The following is a 23971-nucleotide window of genomic DNA, read 5'->3' as shown; positions in this document are numbered from 1 at the left end:
CCCGTGTGAGCCATCGGTTGCCCCGGCCGCGTACACCACGGCCAGGGCTGGCCGATCGAGCTCGACTCACCGTTGCGCCTCTCGCCTTCGTCGGGCACCTGGTCCACCGGCGGCGGCCACACTCGCCGCCTGCTGCTCCGACTCGCCCTCGACGCCACCGGTCAGCCCGTCCCGCCCGAGCAGGTACTGCTCGACAAGATGGTTCCAGTCGCAGCCGAGGCACACCTCCACCACGAAGACCTGGAACTCACGCAGCGTCATCGCCAGCACGGACAACTCGGCCATCGTACGGGCCTGGCCGGCGGACTGCTTGAGCTCGTCCCCGTAAATGTAGTGGACGTGAGTGAGGTTCTCACTCCGGCAGATCGGACACCGCTGATCGGTGGGCTCACCATGGAAGCGAGCCGCGTTCTTCAGGTACGGAGAAGCGTCGCACAGGTCGTAGGTGCCGACGCGCCCGGCGAGGAGTTCACGCAGCGCCGCTCGCTTCCGGAGCGAGTAGTCCACTACCTGGCGCTGCGTACGCATGCGGCAAAGGGTACGCGCTCTCGTCAGACGAGGCGACCACCGTGACGATCAGTGACTGTTGAACGCCCGGAGTGGGGGTTTGCCCCGACCAGGGTGAGACGCTACGGTGCGATGTATCGGTCCGATACATCGTGGTGGTTAGCGCTCCACCCACAGGGTAAGGGAAGGGTGGCCGTGCTCGAACTCGCCATCCTCGGCCTGTTGCAGGACGCCCCCATGCACGGCTACCAGCTGCGCAAGGAGCTGACCGCCAAGCTCGGGGCAATCCGGGCAGCAATCAGCTACGGCTCGCTCTACCCGACTCTGCGCCGCCTGCAAGCGGCGGGCTGGATCGCCGAGGCCGCCGAGACACCCGCCACCACCGAGGAGGTCCCCGCGCTGACCAGCCGGCGAGGTCGGGTGGTCTACACCATCACCGCAGAGGGCAAGGAACGCTTCGCCGAGCTCATCGCACAAACCGGGCCGGAGACGTACGGCGACAACGCTTTCGGTGTTCACTTCGCGTTCTTTTCCCGAACCGACCAGGCGACCCGCCTTCGGATCCTGGAAGGTCGCCGCCGCACCATCGAGGAACGCCGCGAAGGCCTTCGCGACATGCTGGGCCGGGCGGCCGAACGCCTCGACGCGTACACACTGGAGCTGCAGCGCCACGGCCTGGAGGCCTGTGAGCGTGAGGTCCGCTGGCTGGAGGAGCTCATCGCCAACGAGCGCTCCGGCCGTGCCCCGACGGTCCCGCAGGAAGGGACGGCCGGCGGCCGACGAGAAGACAACAGCCCGCCTCCGCCTGGAGAGTCCAGGAAAGAGCGGCCGTGATGATGAAGAAGGAGGCACACGCGATGGGCTCCGTCCGCGTCGCCATCGTCGGTGTGGGTAACTGCGCCTCGTCCCTGGTACAGGGCGTCGAGTATTACCGAAATGCCGACCCGAACGATCGCGTCCCGGGTCTCATGCACGTCACCTTCGGCGACTACCACGTCTCGGACGTGAAGTTCGTCGCGGCGTTCGATGTCGACGCCAAGAAGGTGGGCATGGACCTCGCGGAGGCGATGGTCGCCAGCGAGAACAACACCATCAAGCTCTGCGACGTGCCGCCGACCGGCGTCACCGTGCAACGCGGCCCGACCTTCGACGGTCTCGGCCAGTACTACCGCGAGATCATCGAGGAGTCGGACGTCGAGCCGGTCGACGTGGCCAAGGCGCTGCGCGACGCGCAGGTCGACGTCGTCGTCTCCTACCTGCCGGTGGGCTCCGATGAGGCCGACAAGTTCTACGCCCAGGCTGCGATCGACGCCGGCTGCGCGTTCGTCAACGCCCTCCCGGTCTTCATCGCCTCGGACCCGGAGTGGGCGCAGAAGTTCACCGACGCCGGCCTGCCGATCGTCGGCGACGACATCAAGAGCCAGGTCGGCGCGACCATCGTGCACCGGGCGCTGGCCAAGCTCTTCGAGGACCGCGGTGTCGAGCTGCTGCGCACGTACCAGCTGAACTTCGGCGGCAACATGGACTTCATGAACATGCTGGAGCGCAACCGCCTGGTCTCGAAGAAGATCTCGAAGACCCAGTCGGTGACCTCCCAGGTGCCGCACGAGATGGCCAAGAGCGACGTGCACATCGGCCCGTCCGACCACGTGCCGTGGCTGGACGACCGCAAGTGGGCCTACATCCGCCTGGAGGGCCGCTCGTTCGGTGACACCCCACTCAACGCCGAGCTCAAGCTCGAGGTGTGGGACTCGCCAAACTCGGCGGGCGTCATCATCGACGCCGTCCGGGCCGCGAAGATCGCCCTGGACCGCAAGATCGGCGGCCCGATCCTGTCGGCCTCGTCGTACTTCATGAAGTCCCCGCCCGTGCAGTACGCCGACCACGACGCACACGCCGCCGTCGAGGCGTTCATCGCCGGCGAGATCGAGCGCTGACCCGCTGACGTAGCAGCGGCTGTGGGGTCGGGTCCGTGCGGATCCGGCCCCACAGCCGTCTCACCGGTCGCCCAGCATCGCCATCACCTGGTCAACCGCCCGCCGCCCTGACGGGTTGTTGACACGACCCGGCCGGCAGTTCCGGTGACGCGCTTGTCGATGAGGCGGAGGCCAACCGGCTGGACGAAAATCGAGCGGCGGTCGACCGCGTCGCCCTTCTGGTTCAACTGGTAGACGTCGAGCCAGCACCAGCCGTGGTAGGTGATCAGGTCGTCACGGACCCGGATCACCCGGGCAACGAAGGGTCGCCTGGCGAACTGGACGCTGGCTGCTCGGGTCACCCAGACCAGGTCGCCGGGGCCGATCTCGACAGTCATGACCCGTACCGCCGCCACGCCCTGATCCGGGCCCGCGCCACCTCGACGGCAGGACACCGTCCCCCGTCTCCGCACACCCGACAGCGGTGGTGGCGGTGAAACTCCAACACCCGCCAGGCAATTCGTACCAGTGCCGGCAACCGCCTCCCGGTCACGATCCGAGCCGGCTCTCGTGCGGTCTCATCAGTGCGTACCCCCTGAGAAGGGGCGGACGCGCGGTCCGGCGCCGCCGCGAGGGGGATTCGCAGCGGGGTCCGCGCGCCCGCCCGGCTCGACGCCGAGGAATGCGCTGTCGGGTCAGCACACCCCCGGCCTGAAACCGAAGCGGTACGCACAACGCAGGCGCGCCGATGCCCGCACACGGCGGGTACGGCGTGCTAGACAGTCGGGGAGTCGTACCCCCGGGACGCCATCCATCGCGATGTGTCTCCCGTTCGGCTCGTTCCCGGACCGGGGTGGGCATGCCGCCAAGCCGACCCACTCCGGTCCGTCCCATCTCGACCGTCGATCACCTTCGGTAACCACAGCCACACGCAGCATGCATGATGGATCGCAGCCATGCAAGCTTGCAACTGTGGAATCTCTTCGCCATGCTGTCCGGAGACGAATGGAGAGGCGATGCCGAACGAACATGCCTTCACGCTTCGCGCCCAATGGCTCGGCCAGCAGCTCCGCGAGATGCGCGAAGGTGCCGGGCGCACCCTGCGGGACGTGGGCGAGTGCCTGAACCGCAACGCCAGCACCGTCAGTCGAATTGAGTCCGGCATGCTGCCGGCCCGGGTTCCCGAGGTGCTGACCTACCTCGACGTCTGCGGGATCGACGACCCGAAAAGACGCGACGACCTCAAGACGATGGCACAGGATGTCTGGCAAAAAGGCTGGTGGGAAGGCCTCACCGCCAACGTCGCCGCGTCTTTGATCGACTGGATCTGGCTGGAGAGCCGGGCCACCGCTATCAACTCCTTTCAGGACTCGGTGATCCCCGGTCTTCTTCAGACCAGGGAATACGCCGAGGCCGTCATCCGGGCTGCGGACGACCACCTCCCCGACGAACAGCTCGAACGCTTCGTCAACCTGCGCATGAACCGGCAGCAGCGCTTGAGTCAGCCCGAGCCGATTCGACTCTCCGCGATCATCGACGAGGGCGCGCTGCGCCGGATGATCGGCGGCCCCGAGGTGATGCGCGCCCAGCTTGCCCGCCTCCGCGAGATGGCCGGCTGGCCGAACGTCGAGATCATGATCCTGCCGCTCACCGCGGGTGCCCATGCCAGTCCGAATGGTGCCTTCGATGTCTTCCGGATGCGTCGGCCCTATCCACCCGCCGGCTGCATCTCCACGGTCGTCGGGACAGTCGTGGTCGAAGGAGAGAAGGCCGCTTCGCTGCACCAGCGCTACGATCGGCTACGCCGGGCGGCGCTGCGCAACGGCGCCGTGCAGCGAATCCTCTTCGATCTCGAAGCGCGTCTGGAGTGAGCCGATGGCGACCGCCGACCGATCCACCAGCACCGGGTTGCCGGTGGCCTGGCATGTCAGCACCCGCAGCGGCAACGGCGACGGCAACTGTGTAGAGGCCGGGCCGGTGCTCGACGGAAGCCGGCGGTACGCCGTACGCGACAGCAAAGACCGCACCGGCCCCATCCTGATCTATCCCGACACCACCTGGAGCCGTTTCCTTGTCGAACTTCGGGCAGGGCGATTCGACGCGCCCACCGCCTGACGCCGAGCACGCTTGGCCGGGTAAGAGCAAGCGGCAGTAGGCAGGGCGACGGGGCGGGTCCTGGCACGTCCAGGCGGCCGGGCGATGAGACCACGTCCGCAACCGGCCCCTCGCATAGGGCACCGCAATTCGCGCCCCTGCCAACAGGACACGCGGCCCTGCCAAGGGGGCCGCAACTCGCGGCCCTGCCAATGGATGCCGCAACTCGCGGCCCTGCCCACAGGATGCCGCAACTCGCGGTCTCGACCGGCCCGGAAGCCCCAACATGCCGCAACCCGCGCCACCCAAGGGGCCGGAAACCCCGAGATGCCGCAACCCGCGCCCGCCCCGAGCACCCGAACACCCCGAGATGCCGCAATCCGCGCCGTCCACATCCCCACGCACAGCGGCCACCACCCCTGGACGTCGCTATTACCACCCATTGCCGGTCTCTGAGCCCTATGATCAACTCCGTTACGCCGCAATGGCGCGATCGTTCGCGTGGTGATACCGCCAATCCCCCGTTCTGGCGGTCCAGGAGGGACCGGGCGCAGATGGGGCGGACGCTAGGCTGAGCAGCGTGTTGTCCATCGACGCTGCTCATGTCGTCGGGTCTGGGCATCGGGCTGCCGGGGCAGTCGTTGGCGCGATGCTGCTCTCCACCCTGGTCGCCTGCGCCCAGCCAGGGAGCGCTCCATCCGCCGACCCAGGCGAGAATGCACCACCCGCCATTCCAGTGACACCCGTGGCCGAGGCCCGCTGTGCTGTCGCCGGCACCGCGCCACCGGCGGTGGTGCCCGAGCCTGGCGGCGGCGTCACCTCTGCGGCCACCCCGCCGCCCAACGTGGTGGTCGAGCCGAGCGGCGTCGTCGCCTCCCCGATCGTGCCGGCGGTGCCCGGCACCGGTAACCCGGTGACGGACGAGCAGTTGCGCCAGGAGGAGTTTCTGCGCCAGCAGGCGGCCAACAAAGCCTTCCGGCAGCGCGGCAATCTTGACCCCGAGGCGTCCGACGGTGCCCGGGCCTGCGCGGCGGAGGTATCGCAGGGCCTCAACCTGCTGCCCGTCGGCGGCCAGGACGAGCCCGAGCAGGAGGTCGTAGAGCGGGCGCTGGCCGTCACCGGGCTGGTCGACGTCGTCGTCCGGCCGCCGGGTCGGCTCGACCTCGGCCCCGGCAATGGGCTGCTCTTCGCCGGGTGGACCGGACGGGCGTGTGTCTTCGGCAGCGTCCGCCGGGACGACATCCAGGTGGAGGTGGGTACCCGCATCGCCGACGGCGGCTGCCTGCCCGCCCCCGATTGACCGCCACCCCTGCACACTGCCTTCCGACCGCCAACACCTTGTTGGTCATGAAGTTAGCGGCGAAGTGGATCTCTTGGACTGCCGCTAACCTCATGATCGAGGTGCGCTTCGCCCTGGTCCTCGCCGCCGTCGTCAAAGCGGGTGGGGTGGGGGTGGCCGGGTTAGGACCAGGCGCGTTGGAGGGCCACGGCGGCTTCCATCTCCAGGAGCTTGACCTTGCGGGGTAGGCCGCCGCCGAAGCCGACAAGTTTTCCGCCGGCGCCGATGATGCGGTGACACGGCACGATGACCGGGATCGGGTTGCGGTTGCAGGCCACCCCGACCGCGCGGGCCGCGCCCGGATCACCCACCCGTCGGGCCATCTCGCCGTAGGTCAGCGTCTCGCCGTACGGGATGCGGGTCATCTCCTGCCACACCGCCCGCTCGAACTCCGAGCCGCGCGGCACCGTCACCGGCACCCCGAACTCGGTCAGCTCCCCGGCAAAGTACGCCCGCAGCTCCGCCACCGCCCGCCGGGACACCTCGTCGACCGGCGCGACGGCCGCGTCTTCGACCGGACCGAAGCGCGTCCCGCACACGCTGACCCCGTCCGTGGCCACGGAGAACATCCCGATCGGCGAGTCGAGCACCGTCCAACCCATCCCCCCATCCTCCCCGACCCCTCCACCCCCACATCGTCGATCATGCACTTTTGGTCAGGACAAACCCCTAGACAAAGGGCATCTCGGCGACAGAAAGTGCAAGATCGCGCTGACCGAGGTGCGGGCGCGCTCACCGAGGTGCGGGCGCGCTGGCCTCCGCAAGAGGAGGCTGCAACGGCGGCACCCGCCGGAGCTTCCCCAGGAATCGGGGTGCTCCGGCGGGTGCCGGGTGTGGTGCGGTAGGACTTCAGGCGATCGAAAAGAGGAACTTCTCGCCCTTGCCGGGCTTCGCGGAGAGGCTCTTGTTCGCGATCAGCTGCTTGTTACCGGCTTTGCCGGCGGAAACCAGCTTGTCGTCGCCGCCCAGCACGGTGACTGTGCCATCGTCGAAGTAGTCGTAGAACCCGAACAACTCCCAGTAGCCCACCGACTTCTTGTTCGCGATCAGCGGCTTCTTGCCGTAATTCGGCGTTGTCACGTACTTGCCGTTGGCGAGGGCCTTCAGGCCGAAGAGCCCGTAACCGCGGGTGACGATCTCGAATTTCGCCGACTTGGTGACCGACTTGCTGCTGGCGATCAGCGGCTTGCTGCCGGCCACGACGTACTTGCCGCTGGCCACCGACTTGATGCTGACCACCGGTGCCGGCGCTTCCATGGTGAACTTCTGGGACGTGCCGATGCTCTTCGCGCTCGCCTTGAGCGACGACTTACCGGACTTCGGCGCCGTGACGTACTTACCGTTGATCTTGGCCTTCAGGCTGATCGTACCGTCGGTGTGGTTAATGATCTTGAACTTTCCGGCGGTGACGATCTTCTTGTGGCTGGCAATCAGCGGCTTTTTGCCCTTGCTCGGCGCGACCACGTACCGACCGGTCGACTTGGAACGCAACGCGACCAGGCCGCTGCCGGCGTTGACGAAGTCGTACCGCTGCGCAGTGCCCAGGCTCTTGCCGTTGTTGAGCAGTGCCTTCTTGGTGCTGGCGGCGGTGACGAACTTGCCGTTCGACTTGGCCTTGAAGCCGTACGCCGAGCGGGCCTGGGTGACCGAGCCGACGGTCAGCAGCCGGTCCATCGAGCTCTTCGGGTCGTGGACCGCGCCGGCGATGCCGGTGGTGACGATCCGGTCGCGGACCTGCTTGGGCGTCCACTTCGGGTTGGAGTGCAGCAGCAGCGCCGCAGCGCCCGCGACGTGCGGAGCGGCCATCGAGGTGCCGCTGAGCACCCTGCTGGCCGTGTTGCTGCTGCTGTGCCACGCCGACACGATGCCCAGCCCAGGAGCGAACACGTCGACGCACTTGCCGTAGTTGGAGAAGATCGCCCGCATGTCGAACCGATCGGTGGCACCGACAGTGATCGCGTCCGGCACCCGGGCCGGCGACACGCCGCAGGCGCTAGCGGCTTCGTTGCCGGCCGAGATCGCGTACGTGATGCCGGAGTTGATGGAGCGCTTCACGGCCGCGTCGAGCGCCGTGGACACCCCAGCGCCCAGGCTCATGTTGGCAACCGCCGGCTTCTTCGCGTTGGCCGTCACCCAGTCGATGCCGGCGATCACCTGCTCGATGTCGCCGCCGCCGTCGCAGCCGAGCACCCGCACGTCAACGAGCTTGATGCCCTTGGCCACCCCGTACTTGGTGCCACCGACGGTGCCGGCTACGTGCGTGCCGTGCCCGTTGCAGTCCCCGTTCGCGCTGGTCTGCACGCTGCCGGGCTCGGTGGGCTCCGGCGTCGGAGTGGACGGGGGCGGAGGCGGCGGCGCGAACGCGTCGAAGCCGAAGCTGGCCCGACCGCCGAAGTCCTGGTGCTTGAGGTTGATGCCGGTGTCCAGGATGTACGCGGTCACCTTGCTGCCGGTGTTCGGGTACTTGTAGGACTTGTTCAGCTTGGCCGAGGCCTGGTCGATCCGGTCCAGCCCCCAGGACGGCGGCTTGCTCTGAGTACCGGTGGCGAAGACTCGCTGCACCGGCTCCACGTAGGCCACGGCGGGATTCGCCGCAAGCTTCTCCGCCTGCCGCTGGTTCATGGCGACCGAAAAGCCGCTGAGCGCGTTGCCGAACACCTGCCCGACGGTGCCGCCGTTGGCTCGGGTGAGCGCCGAGGCGGTGGCCCGGACGCTGCTGTAGCTGGCCCGCTGGTCCTTCAGGACGACGATGTAGCGGTCCGGTACCACGCTGCTGGTGCTCTCGCCGCCGCGAACCTTGGGGTGCGATCGCTCCGGCGAGGGTTCGGCGGCTGCCGCACCGGTGGCGACGGTGAGGATGGACGAGGCGGTGGCCAGGGCGAGCCCCGCCACCGCCGTGCGGCGCAATACGCCACGGCGTTTCACTAGATAATCTCCCCGCTCGTCATCGACCACGCCTTGAACGCGGCCGGACGGATAGTGGATCGTCCCGCTTCGACAGTTGAGCGCGCGAATGGACGTGCGAACATCATGACGGATCCACGCAACGAGCCGCGTCAACCTTTTGGTCGATACGTCGGCGTTTCGGCGTAGCGACCCGCACCGAATGATCATCGATGACGGGTGCGAGCCGCGTCCCTCAGCCGAGAAGGCCCTCGTCGCGGGCCCAGCGCAGCAGTTCGGCCTCGGCGGTGTCACGGTCCAGCGGCCCGCGTTCCAGGCGCAGATCCTTCAGGTGCTTCCAGGCCCGCCCCACGATCGGCCCCGGCGGTACGCCGAGCAGTTCCATGATCGCGTTGCCGTCGAGGTCGGGTCGGACCCGGGCCAGATCCTCCTCGGCGGCGATCCGGGCGATCCGCTCCTCCAGGGCGTCGTAGTCCGCCGCCAGTTGCGCCGCCTTGCGGCGGTTTCGGGTGGTGCAGTCCGAGCGGGTCAGCTTGTGCAGCCGAGGCAGCAGGTCACCGGCGTCGGTGACGTACCGGCGCACCGCCGAGTCGGTCCACTCGCCCCGGCCGTAGCCGTAGAAGCGCAGGTGCAGCGCGACCAGCGTGGCGACCTTGCTGGTCACGTCCTTCGGGTAGCGCAGCGCCTTCATCCGCGCCTTGGTCAACCGGGCACCCACCACCTCGTGGTGGTGGAAACTGACCCGCCCGTCGGGGCCCGCCGCCTTGGTGGCTGGCTTGCCGACATCGTGCATCAGGGCGGCCATCCGGAGAATGAAGTCCGGCCCGTCATCCTCGTACGAGATCGCGTTGCGCACCACGGTGAGGGTGTGCTCGTAGACATCCTTGTGCTGGGCGTGCTCGTCGATCTCCAGCTTGAGCCCGGTCAGCTCGGGCAGGAAACGCTCGGCCAGCCCGGTCTCCACCAGCAGCCGCAGCCCGGCGATCGGATCCGCGCCGCAGAGTAGTTTGGTGAACTCGTCGCGGATCCGCTCGGCGGTGATCCGATCCAGGTCTGGCGCCATCCGGCTCATCGCCGCCCGTACGTCCGGGTGCACCGTGAAACGCAACTGCGCGGCGAAACGAGCCGACCGCAGCATCCGCAGCGGGTCGTCACCGAACGACTCGGCGGGCGTGCCCGGGGTACGCACCACCTTCGCGGCCAGGTCGGCCAGGCCGCCGTACGGGTCGGTGAAACGGTGCTCGGGCAGACTCACCGCCATCGCGTTGACGGTGAAGTCCCGCCGCCGCAGGTCCTCGATCAGGCTGGTGCCGTACTCGACCACCGGGTTGCGGCTGACCTGGTCGTACGACTCCGCGCGGAAGGTGGTGATCTCCAGCCGCAGCCCGTCCCGCTGGCAGCCGATGGTGCCGAACTCGCGGCCGGTCTCCCAGATCGCCTCGGCCCAGCCGCGTACGACGTTCAGCGTCTGGTCCGGGTGGGCGTCGGTGCAGAAGTCGAGGTCCTCGCCGAGGCGGCCGAGCAGGGCGTCACGGACCGAACCGCCCACGAGGTGCAGCTCGTGACCGGCGGCGGCGAACCGGCGGCCCAACTCGTCGGCGACCGGGGAGACCCGGAGCAGTTCGGCGACGGCGTTGCGCTGCGCCGAGGTGAGTTCGCGGCGGTCGATGGCGTGGGATGCGGCGGCTTCGGACATGGGAGCGCCAGCCTATCGGTCCTGACCGGCATCTCCTCCGCCGGGCGCGGTATACGGACGCGAGTTGACTAAGGTCTGTGGCGTGCGGGCCGGTGCCGGCTCCGGCGTACCCCTTGGAGGCACAGATGAGCGGCGGGCTCTACCGCAGCGCGAACGCCCAGCAGGGCGGCGCGCCCGGCGGACGGCCCGGTGACGGCGCGACGTTCATCTCCGCCGAGCCGCTGAACCAGCCGGCGGCCGAGTCGGTCGCGCCACCCCAGGAGCAGGTGGCGGAGGGCAGCGCCGCGGCCAACAGCGCGGTCATGGCGATCGGCAGCCTGGTCAGCCGGGGTACGGGCTTCCTCCGTAATCTCATGATCGGTGCGGCTCTCGGCAACCTGATCGGCAACGTCTTCACCACTGCCATGTTCCTGCCGCAACAGGTGTACGAGTTCCTGCTCGGCGGCATCCTGACGAGCGTGCTGATCCCGGTGCTGGTCCGCCGGAGCAAGATCGACTCTGACCGGGGGCAGGCGTACGCACAGCGACTGCTGACCCTGGCGGTGGTCGCGCTCGCCGCAACCGTGCTGATCGCGGTGATCGCGGCACCGGTGCTCACGAGCCTGTACGCCAGTGGCAAGGACGACGACTACACCGGCCTGGTCACCAAGCTGTCGTACCTGATGCTGCCGATGCTCTTCTTCACCGGCATCAGCGCACTGATCGCGGCCATCCTGAACACGCGGGGCCACTTCGCGGCACCGATGTGGGCACCCATCCTGAACAACCTGGTCGCCATCGCCACCTTCGGCACCTACATCCTCGTTTTCGGTGCCCAGGCGCGTCAGCCCGCCGACGTGGGGCTGAACCAGATTCTCCTGATCGGTGGCGGCACGCTGCTCGGCGTGGCGGTCCAGGCCGCCGGCCTGCTGCCGGCGCTACGCAAGGTCGGGTTCCGGTGGAAGCCGCGGTTCGACTTCCGGGCGCTGGGGTTGCGCGAGTTGGGCCAGCTCGGCGGCTGGATGTTCTGCTACGTGGCGGTCAACCAGCTCGGCCTCTTCGTGGTGGTCAATCTGCTGACCCGGGCGGCCGGCGAGGACAATGCCGGCCTCCTGATCTACAACAACGTGTTCCTGTTGCTGATGATGGCGCACGGCATCATCGCCGTTTCGATCATCACCGCGCTGATGCCCCGGATGAGCGCCGCCGCGGCGGACGGTCGGTTCCACGAGTTCACCAGCGATCTGAGCCGGGGCACCCGGACCGTCAGCGCGGTGCTCGCACCGATCGCGGTCTGCTATGCGGTGCTGGCCGCACCGATCTCGGTGGTGGTCTTCCGTTACGGAGCCTTCAGCGCGGACAACGCGGTGGCCACGTCGACCGTGCTGCTGGTCGCCGCGATCGGACTGGTTCCGTTCGCGATCAGCCAGCTGTTCACCTTCGCCTTCTACGCGCTGCCGGACACCCGCACCCCGGCACTGATCAACATTCCGGTGGTTGCGCTGCGGGTCGGCGTACAGGTCGTACTCTTCCTGCTCTTCTCGGCGAGTTTCGCCGGGGCCGGGATGATGATCGGCAACACGGTCTCGTACCTGGCCGCCGCCATCGGCTCCGCCTGGCTGCTGCGCCCCCGGGTGGGCCGGATCGGGCTGGGCGCGATCCTGCGTACGCTCGGTCGGGTGGCCCTTGCCGCGCTCGGCGCCGCCGTGGCCGGCCTGCTGGTCGTGGCCGTGCTCCCCGGCGACGACACGCCGACCCGCCTGCAGGCGATCGTGCAGCTGGTGGTGGGCGGTGCGGTGATCGGCGGCAGCTACCTGGGCCTGGCCATGGTGTTGCGGATCTCGGAAATCACCGAGGTGGTCGGCATGGTTCGCCGCCGCCTCGGCCGCTGATCGCCATAGATGCACGCACAGTGATCGCGGATCACCATCCTGTGGACCGGCCTGTGGATAACCGGGCGCGTCGCCGCTCAACTGACGAATCGGCCTGTGGATAACCAGCCGGAAGTCCGAGCATGGTCAGCCGATCGACGGGAACCCCGCAGGCGTGGCGATCCACCCCACGTCCCCGCACCGCCCGTGCGGAGGGCAATTGTGGGCAGCCTCTAGATTGGCTGGTACATCTGCCAGCAACGGGGCTGACAGCGGTCGTAACAGGACGAGACCGCCCGAGGCGTGAGTTTCCCAGCGGTGGCGGCGGGAAGATGACATGTCGGGGAGACGGCGAACCCAGGTAAGGTCGCTCTCGACGGGACAGACAGGCACCGGCGCTCGCCGTGCCGGGATCAGGTCGCCCGGTGCGACACGAAGGCGGAGCGGGAATCAGATGCCCAGCAACTCGGGTCCATCGATCGACACGATCACCGAGGGAGGACGGGTGACCCAGGTCGGCGAGGGTCAGGACGCGGACGAGACCACTCCGCCGGTCATGACCTTCGGTGCTCCGCAGACCGGTGAGATCCTCGCCGAACGGTACGAACTGGTCGAGCACATCAACAACGACAGCGCGGGCCGGCTGGTCTGGCGCGGCGTCGATGTCGTGCTGCGTCGGCCCGTCGCGGTCGTCATGCGCTACCCGGGCGGTGACTCCGCCACCGAGATGCTCCAGGCCGCCGTCGCGGCCAGCCGGGTCGTCCATCCCAACCTCGCCGGCGTCTACGACGCGATCGACGAGGCCGAGCGCGCCTACGTGGTGCGCGAGTGGGTCGACGGACAGTCGCTGCGGGAGCTCGTCGCAGACGGCCCGCTGGACACGTGGCGGGCGACCGCCGTCGGCAACGCCGTCGCCAGTGCGCTGGCCGCCGTGCACGCCACCGGCATGGTGCACGGCAACGTGCACCCCGGCACGGTGATGATCAGCGACGACGGTCGGGTGGTGCTGGCCGACGCCCGCACCGATGGTGCCGACACCCAGGAGACCGACGTCCGGGCGGTCGGCGGGATCCTCTACTACGCCCTGACCGGGCACTGGCCCCACACTGAGGCACCACTGCTGGGCGCCACACCCGGGCACGGGCGGGCAGCCATCGCCGACGCGGTGCGCGACGCGAACGGTGTCCTGGCGGCTCCGCGCCAGATCCGGGCCGGCGTGCCGGCCTACCTTGACGATCTCACGATGGATCTGCTCGACGCCAACGTCGCGCCTCCCTCGTCGGACGTGCTGGCGGCGGAACTGGCCCGGCTCGACGTGCCCGCCGAGGACGACTACCTCGACAACAGCGGCCCGCTGCGCTTCGCCGCCGAGCCCGGCGAGGTGCCCTCGCCGCTGGCCGCCGCAGGTGGGCGCAAGGTCGCCCTGGGCATCGCCGGCCTGCTGGCGGTGGCCCTGATCGGCCTGATCATCGGCATCACCACGCTGGGCGACAACGACGAGGATCCGCAGACCGACCCGGTGGCCGGGCCCACGGCCAGTGCGCCGGTGAGCACGGAACCGCCGACGCCCAAGGCCCGTAACCTGAAGATCAGCGACGCCCGGATCATCGACCCCGACAGCCGCAACCGCAGCGAGGTCCGCGACGCCGAGAAGGTCTTCGACGGCGACCGGGACGAGGGCTGGTCGACGGAGACCTACCCGCGTAGCAACTTCGGCGGCCTCAAGCGGGGCATGGGTGTCTGGATCGACCTCGGCGGTGAGCACACCGTCAAGTCCGTACAGGTCAACCTCTCCACCCCGGGTGCCTCGGCCGAGTTGCTGACCGGCACCATCGACCGCCCTTCTGACAAGGCCGGCGATGAGCAGGTCCTCACCGCGTATCTGAAGAACAGGATCGGGCAGCCGTTCGAGGAGCACGACGGGACCACCATGACCTTCAACGGCTTCGACGCCGACCAGAAGTACCGCTACCTGCTTTTCTGGATCACCGAGCTGCCCGCGAACGGCAACGGCTTCAAGGTCGGCGTCCAGGAGATCACGGTCCAGGGGTCGTGACGGAGCGGCACCCGCACCGGACTCGATGATGGACGTACGCGATGGACGTGCTGCCGCTCGGGACCGGACGGACGGAGCATTGGTGGACGAGACGGTCACCGACCTGGATCTGCTGCACGCCCACATCGCCGGCGACCGGGACGCGTTCGCCGAGCTGTTCCGCCGGCACCGGGACCGACTCTGGGCGGTGGCCCTGCGTACGCTCGCCGACCGGGAGGAGGCGGCCGACGCCCTCCAGGACGCTTTGCTGTCCGCGCACCGTGCCGCCGGGCGGTTCCGGGGCGACGCCGCTGTCACCACCTGGCTGCACCGGATCGTGGTGAACGCCTGTCTCGACCGGATTCGACGACGGCAGTCCCACCCCACGGTGCCGCTGCCCGACGGAGTCCGCGATTCAGACGACGGCACCGGCGGCGTCGAGCCGGCCGCACCGGCACGCGACCACGACACCGCAATGGTGGTCCGCGACGCCCTGGCCGCGCTTCCGGTCGAGCAGCGAGCTGCTCTCGTCCTGGTGGACGTGCAGGGGTACCCGGTCGCCGAGGTCGCCCGGATCCTCGGCGTGCCCGAGGGAACGGTCAAGAGCAGGTGCGCCCGGGGCCGGGCCCGGCTGGCGGTCGTGCTTGGGCACCTGCGGACCGGTGGCGAACAGTTGCCCGGCGACCCGTCCGACGTGCCGGCGATCACCCGCGGGAACCCGAGAGCCCGGCAGGCCGTCCGATCGAGGTCGGGCCACTCCCGACCGGATGCCGACCAGGAGGAAGCGTGAGTACCGGGGAGTTCAGCGGGGTCGACCACGACCTGCTCGCCGACTACCTCGGCGGTGCGCTGGCGGGCACCCCGGAGGAGACCGAGGTCGCTCGCCTCGTCACGGAGGACCCGGCCTGGGCGCAGGCCCACGCGTCGCTGGCCCCGGCCGTCGCCGAGGTCCGTGCGGACCTGTCCGCCTTGGGTGAGCGATCGCCGGAGATGCCGGCGGAGATCGCCGACCGGATCCTCGCCGCGATGGGCGCCGCTGCTCCGTCGGAGGCCACGCAAGATGACATCGCGGCCGTGGACCGGGCGACCGACGCCATCGACGGCCTGGCCGACGACTCCGAACCAACGCCGACCGGTGCCAGACCGGCCCTCGTGCCGGCCCAGCCGCTCGGCGGATCCCGGCGTCCGGCCCGCACGTTACGGCCGGCGCAGGACCGCGACCAGAGCCGTCCGGGTCAGCGGCGACGGCGCTGGTCCCGGCTCGCCGGCCCGGTCGCGCTCGCCGCCGTGGCCGTGTTGGGGATTGGGGTCCTGCAAGTCGCCCGGCATCAGGCCGAAAGCCAGACAGCGAGCGGCACCGCGCTGAGCGACCAGGGCACCAGCAACGCGGAACCGTACGGTCACAAGCCGCAGGACGCCCAGGAGCATGCGTCCGCGAACACTGCGAAGGAGCCGGCGCCCGCAGCGGCCGAGCCCCGGTACCGGGTCGCGGCCCCGCCGGAGCGCACCGGCACCGACTACTCCTCGGAGCAACTGGCGAAGGCAGAGCCTCTGCCGACGGTCAGAAAGTTCGCCGGCAGCCCCGAACCACAGCTCAGCGCGGCGGGCGGGCGGCCGGCCGGCCTGGGGGACCTGGCGCGGCTCGGCGACCAGATGGCGTTGAGCGCCTGCCTGGCCGAGATCGGCTCCGAGCACGGCGGTCCGGTCACCTTCGACGCCGTCGACTACGCCCGCTTCCAGGGGCGCCCGGCGCTGGTCGTGCGCTTCACCGACGATTCCGGCACCCGGTGGTCCTGGGTCAGCGGGCCCGACTGCGGTATCCCCGGGTCCGGCTCGGACAACCGTTACCGTACGCGGGTAGGGTGATTTTCACGGCCACCGGACGTTTGCCCGTCCACGTGACCTGACCCACCGGATGACCGGCTCGGGAATTCCCGCTTCGTACGATGACGTTCTGCACATCAGTTGCCGCCGCGTCGGCACTCGGATCGCCATCGGCATACGTCGATGGCGACAGTCAACACGATTGGGAGACGGCAGTGGACGAGGTCCGCAACCTGATCATCATCGGCTCCGGGCCGGCCGGTTACACCGCGGCGGTCTACGCGGCCCGCGCCAATCTCAAGCCCCTGGTCATCGAGGGCGTGCAGTCCGGCGGGGCGCTGATGACCACCACTGAGGTGGAGAACTTCCCCGGTTTCGCGGACGGCATCCTCGGCCCCGAGCTCATGGACAACATGCGCAAGCAGGCCGAGCGGTTCGGCGCCGAGTTCCTGACCGACGACGCCACCCGCGTCGAGCTGGTGGAGACCGGCCAGCCGGGCACGGCGAGCACCGTCTGGGTCGGCGAGACCGCCTACCGGGCTCGGGCGGTCATCCTCGCCACCGGTTCCGCTTGGCGTCCGCTCGGCGTGCCCGGTGAGCAGGAGTTCCTCGGCCACGGGGTTTCCTCCTGCGCCACCTGCGACGGCTTCTTCTTCCGCAACCAGCACATCGTGGTCGTCGGTGGCGGTGACTCGGCGATGGAGGAGGCCAGTTTCCTGACCCGTTTCGCCGACTCGGTCACCATCATCCACCGGCGGGACTCGTTCCGGGCCAGCAAGATCATGGCAGAGCGGGCGCTCAGTAACGACAAAATCAAGGTCGAGTGGAACACCGTGGTCGAGGAGATTCTCGGCGCCGACGGCAAGGTCTCCGGCGTACGGGTGCGCAACGTGCACACCGGCGAGACGAGGGTGCTCGACGTCACCGGCGTCTTCGTGGCGATCGGCCACGACCCGCGCAGCGAGCTGTTCCGCGGGCAGGTGGAGCTGGACGACGAGGGCTACGTGAAGGTCGACCCGCCCAGCACCCGGACCAGCATTCCCGGTGTCTTCGCCGCCGGTGACCTGGTCGACCACACCTATCGGCAGGCGATCACCGCGGCCGGTACGGGCTGTGCGGCGGCCCTGGACGCGGAACGCTTCATCGCCACGCTGCCGAGCGAGACCGGCACCAGGGCTGCGGGCTGAACCAGAAAATTTGAGGAGGAGGGTCAATAGTGGGAGCAACCAAGGCGGTCACCGACGCAAGTTTCGCCGCCGACGTACTCAAGTCGGACAAGCCGGTTCTGGTGGACTTCTGGGCCGAGTGGTGCGGACCGTGCCGCAAGGTGTCGCCGTTGCTGGAGGAGATCGCCGGCGAGATGGGTGACCAGGTCAGCATCGTCAAGCTCAACATCGACGAGAACCCGGAGACGGCCCGCGCCTACCGGGTGATGTCCGTACCGACCCTCACCGTGTTCAAGAACGGCGAGCCGGTGCAGTCGATCGCGGGCGCCAAGCCCAAGGGCGAGCTGGTCAAGCTGATCCAGTCGGCGCTCTGACCTCGGGCGACAACCGCCGTCTCGACCCCGTGCCGGGCTCACCGGTACGGGGTCGACGCGTTTTTCCGCCCCTGCGGATCGTTCAGCGCATAGCCTCGAACCCAGGGGGCGCGGGACGCCGGTGACCACCTGGTTCCCGTCGCGGCGCCTCGCCGCCGATGGGCCCGGCCAGCCATCGCCCGTGCAGAGGGGGTCGTGCGTGCGTCCGATCCGTCCCGGTGACCGAGGACCTGCGGTGACCGAGATCCGTGCCGTGCTGACCGGTCTCGACCTCCTCTCCAAGGCGACCGGCCCGCATCACGACGAGTTCGACGCGGCCACGGAACGGGCCGTCCGGGCCTTCCAGCAGTCACGGGGACTCAGCGTCGACGGCCGGGTCGGCGCCGAGACCTGGCGGGCCCTCGACGCCGCGCGCTGGCGCCTCGGCGCCCGAACGCTCTACCACGCAGTGCCGGTTCCGCTCACCGGCGAGGACGTCCGGTCGTTGCAGGAACGGCTGCTGGAAATGGGGTACGACGTCGGCCGGGCCGACGCCATCTACGGCGTACGCACCTCCCGGGCGGTGGCCCAGTTCCAACGTGAGGTCGGACTGGCCCCGGACGGCACCTGCGGTCCGCACACCATGGGGGCGCTGCGCCGCCTCGGACGCAAGGTGGTCGGCGGACGGCCGCAATGGCTGCGCGAATCCGACGCCATCAGGCAGTCCGGCCCGACGCTGGTCGGCCGGACGGTGGTCATCGACCCGGGCCACGGCGGCACCGATCCGGGCGTGGTGGTGCTTGACGGTCCGCTGCGCTGGACCGAGGCCGACCTGGTACACGACCTGGCCAACCGGCTCGAGGGAGCGCTCGCCGCGTCGGGCGTACGGGTGCAGCTCACCCGCGGGCCGGCACCGGAGACCTGCCTGCCCGACATCGACCGGGCACAACTGGCCAACTCGCTCGGCGCGGACGTCTTCATCTCGCTGCACACCGACGGGCATGCCAACCCGGACGCCGAAGGGGTCGCGACGTACCACTACGGCACCGACAACGGCGTGACCTCCGCGACCGGGGAACGGCTGGCCGGCCTGGTCCAGCGGGAAATCGTGGCGCGGACGGGACTGCGCGACTGCCGGACCCATGCCAAGGCGTGGGATCTGCTCCGGCTCACCCGCATGCCGGCGGTACGCGTCGAGGTCGGCTACCTCACCTCACCGGCGGACCGGAATCGGCTGGTCGATTCCCGCTTCCGGGACAAGGTGGTGGAGGCGATCGTGGCGGCGGTGCAGCGGATGTACCTGCCGATCGAGCGCGACGTGCCGACCGGGTCGATCGACGTGCGTGAGCTGCGGGCAGCCATCGCCGCCAGCACCGTGGTCGACTGAGTGCCGCCGGATTCACCCTGTGGTGGAGCGGGTGGCCGGCGCGGGACGGACCGGACGCAGCAGGGCCTCCGGGCTCATCGAGCCGAGCAGTTTCTCCAGCGCGTACTCGACATCCGACTTCCAGCTCAACGCCGTGCGCAGTTCCAGCCGCAGGCGGGGGAAACGGGGGTGCGGGCGGACGGTCTTGAAGCCCACCGACAGGAAGAAGTCGGCAGGTGCGACGCAGGTGCCGGCCGGATCGGCGGCGTCACCGAACTTGGCGTCACCGAACGCCTCGATCGCCTTGATGCCGCGCTTGGTCAGGTCGCGGGCCACCCCCTGCACCAGCATCCGGCCCAGCCCACCGCCGGCGAAGGCGGGCACCACGTTCGCGGTCATCAGCAGCGCCGCGTCGGCGGAGACGGGCGAGGTGGGAAAAGCCATCGACCGCGGCACGTACGCCGGCGGGGCGTACATGACGAAACCGGCGGGCATCCCGTCGACGTAGATCAACTTGCCGCAGGACCCCCACTCCAGCAGGGTCTGCGAGACCCACGCCTCCTTCTCCAGCCCGGGATCGCCGGCCGCGCAGGCCCGATCGGCCGAAACGGGATCAAGCTCCCAGTAGACGCACTGCCGGCACGGCCGGGGGAGATCCTCCAGGGTGTCGAGGGTCAGGCTGACCAGACGTCGCGACATAGGTGCTTCCCCACACTAGGTTCGGCAGCGGGGCCAGCCCGGACGGCACCGCCGCATTCCTACCCCCCGACGAGCGATCGTACGCCGCCGATCGCCACCACGGGAGAGTACGTGCGAACGCCCACCACAGGAGCGCCCCCCGTGGCCCGGCATGTGGACGCGAGGCCGTCAAGAAACGCCCAGCCGACAAGTGGCGGCTAGGATCGACATCCGGCGCGCCGTGCCGCCATGGTCGCCGGTGTCCCGGGTATCCGGGAAGGAGCCGTCCGAGCCGCCACCGAGGTGATGTGATGACCGGCACGACACTCGACGACTACACCGACCGGTACGCCCGCCGGGTGCGGGGAATGACCGCCTCGGAGATCCGGGCGCTGTTCGCGGTGGCCAGCCGGCCGGAAGTGGTCTCGCTCGCCGGAGGTGCCCCGTTCATCGCCGCGCTCCCGCTCGACGCCGTCGGCGAGATGCTCGGCCGGCTCGGCGCCGAACACGGGGCCACGACCCTGCAGTACGGCATCGGCCAGGGCACCCTGGAGCTGCGCGAGCGGATCTGCGAGGTGATGGCCCTCTCCGGCATCGACGCCGCCTGCGGTGCCTCCCCCGAGGACGTGGTGGTGACCGTCGGCGGGCAGCAGGCGCTGGACCTGGTGGCCCGGCTCTTCCTCGACCCAGGTGACGTGGTGCTCGCCGAGGGGCCGACCTACGTCGGCGCGCTCGGGGTGTTCCAGGCCGCCCAGGCGCAGGTCGTGCACGTGCCCATGGACGACGACGGCCTGATCCCGGAGGCGCTGGAGACGGCCATCACGGACCAGGCCCGGGCCGGCCGTCGGGTGAAGTTCCTCTACACCATCCCGACCTACCAGAACCCGGCCGGTGTGACGCTCACCGAAGAACGGCGTGAGCGGGTCCTGGACATCTGCGAGCGCGCCGGTCTGCTGGTGGTCGAGGACGACCCGTACGGCCAGCTGGGTTTCGAGGGAGAGGCGCCCGCGCCGCTGCGGGCGCGTCGCCGCGAGGGCGTCTTCTACCTCAGCACCTTCTCCAAGACCTTCGCTCCCGGGTTACGGGTCGGCTGGATCCTCGCCCCGCACGCCGTGCGGGACAAGCTGGTGATCGCCAGCGAGGCGCAGATCCTCTGCCCCAGCGTCTACGCGCAGTCCGCCGTCACCGCGTACCTCAGCACGATGCCCTGGCGCGAGCAGCTGAAGGTCTACCGGGAGGTCTATCGCGAGCGACGCGATGCGATGCTCGCCGCGCTGGCGGACCTGATGCCCGCCGGGACCAGATGGACCACGCCGGCCGGCGGCCTGTTCGTCTGGGCGACCCTGCCGGACGGGCTGGACGCGAAGGCGATGATGCCGCGGGCCATCGCCGCCCGGGTGGCGTACGTCCCCGGCACCGGCTTCTACGCGGACGACAGCGGCGCCGGCCACATGCGGCTCAACTTCTCCTTCCCCTCGCCCGAGCGGATTCGGGAAGGGGTCCGCCGGTTGGCCGGCGTGATGGAGCAGGACATCGCCATGCGGCGGGTGTTCGGTGCGGTCGGTGGGCCAGGCGCCCGGCGGGGCCAGGCCGGCTCGGACGCCCCGGGACCCGACTTGGCATGATGCCCGGCATGGGTGCCAACGCAACCGAAGAGTCCCTCCTGTCCGGTGCCACCGCCAGCGAACTGCACGTGCTCGTGCTCGCCGGTGGTCTGTCCTACGAGCGCGACGTGTCGCTGCGTTCCGGCCGCCGGGTGCTCGACGCGCTGCGAGCGGTCGGGATGGAGGCCGAGCTGCGCGACGCCGACGTTGCCCTGCTGCCGGCGCTGGACGCCGATCCGCCCGACGCCGTGGTGATCGCCCTGCACGGTGCCACCGGTGAGGACGGATCGCTGCGCGGAGTACTCGACCTCTGCGGCGTGCCGTACGTCGGCTGCGACGCGCGGGCCTCTCGGCTGGCCTGGGACAAACCGTCGGCCAAGGCGGTGCTCCGGGAGGCCGGCATCGCCACCCCGGACTGGGTCGCACTGCCGCACGACCGGTTCAGCGAACTGGGTGCGGTGGCCGTGCTGGACCGCATCGTCGACCGGCTGGGACTGCCGCTGATGGTCAAGCCGGCGCAGGGAGGCTCCGGGCTCGGCGCCGCCGTGGTCCGGGACACGGCGTCCCTGCCGGCCGCCATGGTCGGTTGTTTCGCGTACGACCAGACCGCGCTCGTGGAGCGCTACGTGCCCGGCATGGACGTGGCGGTCTCCGTCGTCGACCTGGGTGACGGTCCACAGGCCCTGCCGCCGGTCGAGATCGTGCCGCGTAACGGCGTCTACGACTACGCCGCCCGCTACACCGCCGGCCGGACCACCTGGCACACGCCGGCCCGGCTGGACCCGGCGGTGGCCGATTCGGTGGCCGAAATCGCGCTGGCCGCGCACACCGCGCTCGGCCTACGTGACCTCAGCCGGGTCGATCTGATCGTCGACTCGGCCGGCCAGCCGCACGTACTGGAGGTCAACGTCTCCCCGGGAATGACCGAGACGTCGCTGCTGCCGCTCGCGGTCCAGGCCGCCGGCATGGACTTCGGCCAAGTGATCGCCGCCCTGGTCACCCGCGCCACCACCCGCTGACGGCCGAGATGTAAGGAAGGGCCCCTTATTAACGCCTAGCGTTGTATAGGGGCCCCTTCTTAACACTTCCGGGGCGCTGGACAAGCCCGCGGACTCGACTGCGAGCCAGATCGTCCCGCCGTCACCACGGCCGAATCTCAGGCACCGTTTGACCTGCCGATCGAGCCGGTCACGTCGCCGGCGAACCCCGTCGCCTCCGGCTCGGAAGCCTGGCCGTGCGAAGTCGGGTACGCCTCGGTGGTCGACGCGTCCGGCGCACCTGCCGCGCCCGCCTCCCGCTCCGCGCCCGCCTCTGCCGCGCCCGCCTCTGCCGCGCCCGCCTCTGCCGCGCCGGTCTCTGCCGCGCCGGCGATGCCGGCGTGCCATTCGTGCGCGGCATCGGCAAGCCCGGCCTCCGCTTCTGGTGAAGGTCGCGCCGATCGTACGGCGGCAGCAACAGCCGTCGACGCGGCCTCGGTCGAGGCTGGCAGCGCCTCGACCTCCGGAGCATCGGGCGGCATGGCCCCGGTCGTCGGCTGCCCTCCGAGGTCCAAAGCATCGATATCCGGCGGCTCGGCCGATTCCCCGATGGCGTCCAGAAGCGAACTCCCCTGCAGTACATCCTCCTCGATCGGGTCGGACTGCACGGCGAGACTGGACGGGGCCTGCCATTGGATCCGGGGCGGCTCAGCCAGCGGCCGACCGCCGAACTCGGCGAGCCAGGCAGCCACGAGGGCGAGGTTCTCCCGCCATTTCTCCTCGGGGATGGGCGGCAGGATCGAGTCCCAGAGGGTGAGGAAGGTGCCTCTTAGTTGAAGCCGCCCGTATGGCCGGGCGAGGAACCACATGTGCAGGTGGGCGGAGCCGTCGCCCCAGCGGTTGACGTGCACCCGGGCCACTCCGTCGAGCGATCGGATGGCCCGTTCGAGCCGTACGATCATCACGCCCAACTCGGCGGCGAGCAGATTGGGTAGGTCGCCCAAGTCGAAGTGCGACCGTGATTCCAGGATGAGAACCATCGGCAGGCCGGTGGGGCGGTCCATGGCGCGTACGCGCCACCGCTCACCGACCCAGATGTAGGCATCGTCGGGCGCCTGGCACGCGGCGCATTCCCGGTCGGCCTCACCCTTGCGGGGTGGTTCGACCGGCACCGGATCGTCGAGTGGTTTGATTTGCAGCTCGCCCTCGAAGGGGAAGGACGGCCACTGTGTGAAGTCCGGGACTGAGGGAGGGGTGTCGCGCACGAGGCTGACCATAACCGAGTCCGCCACCGCTGTCCCTATCCGAATCACCTTCGGTTCCGGCCAGGATCAAGGGAAGTGGCAGCGCTACGCACGGACTGTCCCCAGAGATATCCACAGGCTAGAAGATCTCTGCGCGGTGGCCGTACGCGCGGCTCAACACGGGTTCCAGCTTGGGTTTCACGTGAAACAACGCCGGCCTGTGGATAACGGGTGTGGATAACCTTCTGGCGGCCGGCGTCCTTCATCAGGCGTACGGGGGCGTGCCGCCGGTGGGAACTTGGTGATGTCTCTGGCCGGGTCGAATGAGGAGCGAGGCTGAGCTGATCACGGTTCGTTTCACGTGAAACGTGGCCGGCCGCCGCACGGGGTTAACTCGATGTCCAGCGCCTGGAGGTAA

21 protein-coding genes are annotated in these 23971 nt (G+C 69.5%); 14 read left to right on the top strand and 7 right to left on the bottom strand.

Annotation, left to right across the window (positions count from 1 at the left end; translation table 11 throughout):
- Positions 1-66 precede the first annotated feature (66 nt).
- On the bottom strand, positions 67-528 hold the full coding sequence (locus tag Vqi01_RS19870; protein WP_204036323.1) for a DUF5318 domain-containing protein: 462 nt from the start codon (positions 526-528) through the stop codon (positions 67-69).
- A 174-nt stretch (positions 529-702) separates the two neighbouring features.
- Between Vqi01_RS19870 and Vqi01_RS19865 the strand changes: the two genes are divergently transcribed.
- Positions 703-1341: a PadR family transcriptional regulator gene (locus Vqi01_RS19865; protein ID WP_204036347.1), complete on the top strand. Its 639-nt coding sequence runs from the start codon at positions 703-705 to the stop codon at positions 1339-1341.
- 23 nt (positions 1342-1364) lie between these two features.
- Positions 1365-2444 carry an inositol-3-phosphate synthase gene (locus Vqi01_RS19860; RefSeq protein ID WP_204036346.1) on the top strand — a complete coding sequence of 360 codons (1080 nt, stop codon included), beginning with the start codon at positions 1365-1367 and terminating at the stop codon, positions 2442-2444.
- An 83-nt stretch (positions 2445-2527) separates the two neighbouring features.
- Here the strand turns inward: Vqi01_RS19860 and Vqi01_RS19855 are convergent, their stop codons facing one another.
- Complete coding sequence (locus Vqi01_RS19855) at positions 2528-2821, bottom strand: hypothetical protein (RefSeq protein ID WP_204036322.1); 294 nt, start codon at positions 2819-2821, stop codon at positions 2528-2530.
- Between the two features lie 618 nt (positions 2822-3439).
- Between Vqi01_RS19855 and Vqi01_RS19850 the strand changes: the two genes are divergently transcribed.
- The 3 genes from Vqi01_RS19850 (at position 3440) to Vqi01_RS19840 (ending at position 5817) form a co-directional block, all read left to right on the top strand.
- The gene (locus Vqi01_RS19850; protein ID WP_204036345.1) at positions 3440-4294 is read left to right on the top strand and encodes a helix-turn-helix domain-containing protein; all 855 of its coding nucleotides are present in this window, start codon (positions 3440-3442) and stop codon (positions 4292-4294) included.
- Positions 4295-4298: 4 nt separating this feature from the next.
- Positions 4299-4538: a DUF397 domain-containing protein gene (locus Vqi01_RS19845; protein WP_204036321.1), complete on the top strand. Its 240-nt coding sequence runs from the start codon at positions 4299-4301 to the stop codon at positions 4536-4538.
- Positions 4539-5262: 724 nt separating this feature from the next.
- On the top strand, positions 5263-5817 hold the full coding sequence (locus tag Vqi01_RS19840) for a hypothetical protein (RefSeq protein ID WP_204036320.1): 555 nt from the start codon (positions 5263-5265) through the stop codon (positions 5815-5817).
- Between the two features lie 161 nt (positions 5818-5978).
- Here the strand turns inward: Vqi01_RS19840 and Vqi01_RS19835 are convergent, their stop codons facing one another.
- The 3 genes from Vqi01_RS19835 to Vqi01_RS19825 form a co-directional block, all read right to left on the bottom strand.
- Positions 5979-6458: a methylated-DNA--[protein]-cysteine S-methyltransferase gene (locus tag Vqi01_RS19835; protein WP_204036319.1), complete on the bottom strand. Its 480-nt coding sequence runs from the start codon at positions 6456-6458 to the stop codon at positions 5979-5981.
- Positions 6459-6705: 247 nt separating this feature from the next.
- Entirely contained in the window at positions 6706-8781 is a 2076-nt protein-coding gene (locus Vqi01_RS19830) for a S8 family serine peptidase (RefSeq protein ID WP_204036318.1), read from the bottom strand.
- A 214-nt stretch (positions 8782-8995) separates the two neighbouring features.
- Positions 8996-10456, bottom strand: coding sequence for a CCA tRNA nucleotidyltransferase (locus tag Vqi01_RS19825; protein WP_204036317.1), 1461 nt, complete (start codon positions 10454-10456; stop codon positions 8996-8998).
- A gap of 125 nt (positions 10457-10581) precedes the next feature.
- Here Vqi01_RS19825 and murJ point away from each other — a divergent pair, with 125 nt between their 5' ends.
- The 7 genes from murJ to Vqi01_RS19790 all read left to right on the top strand — a co-directional run bounded on the left by murJ (position 10582) and on the right by Vqi01_RS19790 (position 19071).
- A complete protein-coding gene (murJ, locus tag Vqi01_RS19820) occupies positions 10582-12327 on the top strand; it encodes a murein biosynthesis integral membrane protein MurJ (protein WP_204036316.1) in 1746 nt (581 codons plus the stop codon).
- A gap of 433 nt (positions 12328-12760) precedes the next feature.
- Positions 12761-14362, top strand: a complete 1602-nt coding sequence (locus Vqi01_RS19815; RefSeq protein ID WP_204036315.1) for a protein kinase family protein — start codon at positions 12761-12763, stop codon at positions 14360-14362.
- 28 nt (positions 14363-14390) lie between these two features.
- Complete coding sequence (sigM, locus tag Vqi01_RS19810) at positions 14391-15131, top strand: RNA polymerase sigma factor SigM (protein ID WP_204036314.1); 741 nt, start codon at positions 14391-14393, stop codon at positions 15129-15131.
- The gene (locus Vqi01_RS19805; protein ID WP_204036313.1) at positions 15128-16207 is read left to right on the top strand and encodes an RsmA family anti-sigma factor; all 1080 of its coding nucleotides are present in this window, start codon (positions 15128-15130) and stop codon (positions 16205-16207) included. The genes sigM and Vqi01_RS19805 overlap by 4 nt, the downstream gene beginning before the upstream one ends.
- Before the next feature lie 173 nt (positions 16208-16380).
- The gene (trxB, locus tag Vqi01_RS19800) at positions 16381-17352 is read left to right on the top strand and encodes a thioredoxin-disulfide reductase (protein ID WP_204036312.1); all 972 of its coding nucleotides are present in this window, start codon (positions 16381-16383) and stop codon (positions 17350-17352) included.
- 29 nt (positions 17353-17381) lie between these two features.
- Positions 17382-17705 (top strand): thioredoxin, encoded by a 324-nt coding sequence (trxA, locus tag Vqi01_RS19795; RefSeq protein WP_204036311.1) that lies wholly within the window; start codon positions 17382-17384, stop codon positions 17703-17705.
- 199 nt (positions 17706-17904) lie between these two features.
- Complete coding sequence (locus tag Vqi01_RS19790; protein WP_204036310.1) at positions 17905-19071, top strand: N-acetylmuramoyl-L-alanine amidase; 1167 nt, start codon at positions 17905-17907, stop codon at positions 19069-19071.
- A 12-nt stretch (positions 19072-19083) separates the two neighbouring features.
- Here Vqi01_RS19790 and Vqi01_RS19785 read toward each other — a convergent pair whose 3' ends face one another.
- Positions 19084-19749 (bottom strand): GNAT family N-acetyltransferase, encoded by a 666-nt coding sequence (locus Vqi01_RS19785; RefSeq protein WP_204036309.1) that lies wholly within the window; start codon positions 19747-19749, stop codon positions 19084-19086.
- Between the two features lie 290 nt (positions 19750-20039).
- Between Vqi01_RS19785 and Vqi01_RS19780 the strand changes: the two genes are divergently transcribed.
- Together Vqi01_RS19780 and Vqi01_RS19775 are read left to right on the top strand one after the other, a co-directional pair.
- On the top strand, positions 20040-21353 hold the full coding sequence (locus Vqi01_RS19780; RefSeq protein WP_204036308.1) for an aminotransferase-like domain-containing protein: 1314 nt from the start codon (positions 20040-20042) through the stop codon (positions 21351-21353).
- 8 nt (positions 21354-21361) lie between these two features.
- The gene (locus tag Vqi01_RS19775) at positions 21362-22351 is read left to right on the top strand and encodes a D-alanine--D-alanine ligase family protein (RefSeq protein WP_204036307.1); all 990 of its coding nucleotides are present in this window, start codon (positions 21362-21364) and stop codon (positions 22349-22351) included.
- 137 nt (positions 22352-22488) lie between these two features.
- On the opposite strand, the gene Vqi01_RS30845 is transcribed toward Vqi01_RS19775, so the two are convergent.
- Positions 22489-23586, bottom strand: a complete 1098-nt coding sequence (locus tag Vqi01_RS30845) for a hypothetical protein (RefSeq protein WP_239098523.1) — start codon at positions 23584-23586, stop codon at positions 22489-22491.
- Between the last annotated feature and the right edge of the window lie 385 nt (positions 23587-23971).

Source organism: Micromonospora qiuiae, from assembly GCF_016863555.1.
Classification (GTDB): Bacteria; Actinomycetota; Actinomycetes; order Mycobacteriales; family Micromonosporaceae; genus Micromonospora; species Micromonospora qiuiae.
This window is presented reverse-complemented; position numbering and strand designations above follow the sequence as displayed.